This is a genomic window from Thermogemmatispora sp., assembly GCF_019683755.1.
Lineage (GTDB): Bacteria > Chloroflexota > Ktedonobacteria > Ktedonobacterales > Ktedonobacteraceae > Thermogemmatispora.
This window is the reverse complement of sequence record NZ_JADGHT010000413.1, coordinates 1-3,594: the sequence shown is the minus strand read 5'-3', so window position 1 is coordinate 3,594 and position 3,594 is coordinate 1. Positions and strand designations below refer to the sequence as shown.

Sequence of the window (3,594 nt, the reverse complement as noted above, 5' to 3'; positions counted from 1 at the left end):
CAACTCGACCTACATATGTACTTTCCGCGTGAGCTGCAGCTACTCTTTCTGGCCAGCGGCTTTGCGGTAGAGGCTATCTATGGTGATTACGAGCGGCGGCCTTTCGGCAAAGGTACCAAGCAGATCATTGTTGGACGCAAGAGGGCAGAGAGAGAACGTAGTATGGAGAGGAGGTAGAATAATAGAAGAATAGGTCGATAGATCGATCCGGCCAGAAGCTACCCGGCTGGCCAGCAAGTAAGCAGTGGACTGTTGGTCCAGGTCTCTGCTGCCTGTGTCATGCTGTACCCTGCCTGTCTCCGTGCGAGCGGGGGGAGTGGAAAGAGAGAGACAGATATCCTGGTTGTCAACGACCCCTGGCTCAAGCCGGGGCTGACCCGTGGCCGTGTTAGCCCGGGCTGCAAGGTTGATGAACGGCAGCCCACTGCCCCGCCGGACAGTATAGCGGCATTGGCTGGGTGGACCTGTCCTCTCCCTGTGATGTGAGGCGAAGCCGTTGCTGACTGACCGCCGGTCAGTGCCTTGGGCCTCACGAGAAGAAGGATACCATGAGAGAGACTGAAGCGTCGACCCCATGCGGAGAGCAAGGAGGGAGCCGCCTTCCTCCCCTGGATGTATCCAGGGGTTCCCAGCGGCGTGTCTGTATGGAAACCCAACCAAAGAAGCTGACGATTGCTGGCCAACGTACCTGCCGCTGTGATCCCTCTCATCTCAACTGCTTGACGCCCAAAGAATGGATCAAGTGCCAACTGGGCGTCTGGCAGTTCTCCTATGAGAAGCGTGATATTCGCGACAAACAGAAACATCCGGCGACCTTCCCTATCGCCCTGGCGCGGCGCTGTATTGAGCTGTTCACCCATCGTGGTGAGCTGGTCCTAGACCCCTTCATGGGCAGCGGCACCACTCTCATTGCGGCCCGCGACGTTGGACGCAACGCTGTTGGCTTTGACATCCATCCTGACTATGTGGCTCTAGCGCATGAGCGTCTTAGCCGTGAACCGATCTCCAATGATCCGCAGCTCGCCCAGACCCGTCAGCTTGCCCTGCACGACGATGCGCGCAACATCCCCTTGTACCTGGATCCCGAGAGCGTCGCCTGTATTGTAACCTCGCCTCCCTATGCCAATTTGCTTAACCGTGCGCGTCTCAACAAGAGTCGGCGTGGTCAGGCACGCAAGAACGACCAATACCACCGCATTGAGCAATATAGCCAGCTTCCGGAGGACCTGGGCACTCTAGAGCTAGGGGCCTACGCCCAGGCCATGCGTGAGATCTTCAGCGGGTTGCTGCCTTTGCTGAAGAAACGGGCTCACTGTGTAGTCAACGTCACCGACATGTGGTGGGAGAACCATCGCATTACCATCCACATGGCCGTCATTGAGGCCTTGCGTCTAGCTGGTTACGAGTTACGCAACATTATCATTTGGGATCGTACTAACATTGTCAATCGCGTTGGCATCTTTGGCTGGCCCAGCAACTATATCACAATGGGCACCACTTTTGAGTATCTTCTTGATTTCTGGAAACCTGAGTGAGGGCAAGACAGCGAAAAGCCCGTGCCCTCTTCCGTTCAAGGCGAGACACGGGCGGGATGGCGATGGCTGCCGGCAGACGGCGACTACAACGGTGGCCCAAGGAGCCAGGCGAACGCCCGGTCTCCTGGCCCATCGCGCTCGCTCAAGTGACTTGCCAGACATGGATCTGACCATCATCACCGGCGGAAGCCAGGCGCGTACTATCGGGCGACCAGGCTACGACGTTCACATCTTCGGGGTGCTCACTGTAGGTCAGGAGATGGTCGCCGCTGCTCGCGTCCCAGACCTGAACAGTTTTATCTTCGCTGGCGGAGGCAATGCGCGAGCCATCGGGGGACCAGGCCAGAGCCGTGACCTCATCGCTATGATTGGTATAGGTCAGAATATGGTGCCCGTTCGTAGCATCCCAGACCTGAACAGTCTTATCTTCGCCGGCGGAGGCAATGCGCGTACTATCAGGCGACCAAACTAAGGTTGTGACGCTGTCGGAGTGGCCCTGGTAGACAAAAATGGCCTCCCAGGAGCTAATGTCATAAATGCGTACCGTCTTATCAAGGCTGGCGGAGGCGATGCGTGTCCCGTCAGGAGACCAGGCTACAGCGCTCACCAGGCTGGTATGGCCGCGCAAGGTCGCCACGCGCTTGCCTGTCAGAGCCTCCCAGACAATGGCCTGCTTGCTCAGGCTGGCCGATACAATCAGGCGACCATCGGGGGACCAGCTCAAAGAGATCACGGAATCCTGATGGCCGCGGAAGGTCGTCACGCGCCGTCCGCTGGCAGCTTCCCAGACATGAGCGCTGTGATCGTTGCTGCCTGAAGCGATATAGGTGCCGTCGGGCGACCAGGCGGCGGTACGTACCGGCTCCTGATGGCCGCGATAAGCAAAGATCTCCCGTCCCGTAGTAGCGTCCCAGACCTGCAGGGTATGATCGTAACCACCGGAGACCACGCGCCTTCCATCGGGAGACCAGGCCAGAGCAAAGACCCGCTCGCTGTGGCCGCTGTAGGTATAGAGACGCCGCCCGGGCATCGGCGTCGAGGAAGACATCTCCAGGCGCGGCGTAATGGAAGAGGCGCCGGGTGAGGGCGTCGATGCCGACTCCTCAGCAGGGGGGGTCACACTGGCATCGGCTCCGGCAGGCATGACTGAAGAGGCGGCAGACACCTCTGGCGTGGCCGTCGTCAGCGAAGGCAGTGTCTGCGACTGATTAACAAGCTGGCTACTGGTTTGGAGGGCCGCAATACGTTGCAGCTCCTGCTTGATGGCCATCATCGAGGCAGGACGCTGCTGCTCATCCAGGCTCACCATCAACATAATCAGCTTCTCTAGCTCGTACTCCAGCGGCTGCGTATAGGAGTGCATGGCCGTGAAGCGGAAAGGCGACTGGGTAGGATTCTGGCCGGTCAGCAGATGGTGCAGGGTCGCACCCAGGCTATAGACGTCAGAGCGCGGCGTCGTCTGCGCTTTGCCATATTGCTCGGGAGCGGCATAGCCCCAAGAGGCGAAAGCGCGTGTATCGCGCACCTGACCTGGTTTAAAATGGCGGGCGATACCGAAATCGATCAGGTAGAGATGGCCCTCAGCGGTGCGCATCACATTGCTCGGCTTCAAATCACGGAAAATGATCGGCGGCTGGCGGCTATGGAGATAGCCGAGGACCGAGCTAAGCTGAATGCCAATATCCAGTACCTCAGCGATCGGCAGTCCGGGCGGACCATTGGGATGCTCTCGCTGCCAGCGCAGTAAGTATTGCTCCAACGACTCGCCCTCAATGAAATCCATAACCAGATACCACTGCCCCTCTTCGGAGAAGTGATCGTAAATGCGTGGCAAATTGGGATGCATCAGATTTGCCAGGAGCAGGGCCTCTTGCTTAAAGGCTGCTGTTGCTTCAGCGATCTCATCCGGGCTAAGACCGCTCTGGCTCATCTCTTTGATCGCCACTGCACGATCGCCAAACTGGGTATCCTGAGCGCGATAGACTGCTCCCATCCCGCCCTTGCCCAGCAGCAGTCACTTATACACATCTGACGCAGCCCACGAATTATACGGTGTAGA

Annotated in this window: 2 protein-coding genes; one reads left to right on the top strand and one right to left on the bottom strand. The window is 58.4% G+C overall.

What is annotated here, in order from left to right; translation table 11 throughout:
• The first annotated feature begins 644 nt into the window (after window positions 1-644).
• The gene (locus IRZ24_RS18095; RefSeq protein WP_297167388.1) at window positions 645-1,535 is read left to right on the top strand and encodes a DNA methyltransferase; all 891 of its coding nucleotides are present in this window, start codon (window positions 645-647) and stop codon (window positions 1,533-1,535) included.
• A 142-nt stretch (window positions 1,536-1,677) separates the two neighbouring features.
• Here IRZ24_RS18095 and IRZ24_RS18090 read toward each other — a convergent pair whose 3' ends face one another.
• Window positions 1,678-3,543, bottom strand: coding sequence for a serine/threonine-protein kinase (locus IRZ24_RS18090; protein WP_297167391.1), 1,866 nt, complete (start codon window positions 3,541-3,543; stop codon window positions 1,678-1,680).
• Window positions 3,544-3,594: the final 51 nt, after the last annotated feature.

Coding starts and splice junctions, on each gene's coding strand:
- IRZ24_RS18095 (WP_297167388.1), top strand. CDS start 645: ATGGAAACCCAACCAAAGAAGCTGACGATTGCTGGCCAACGTACCTGC.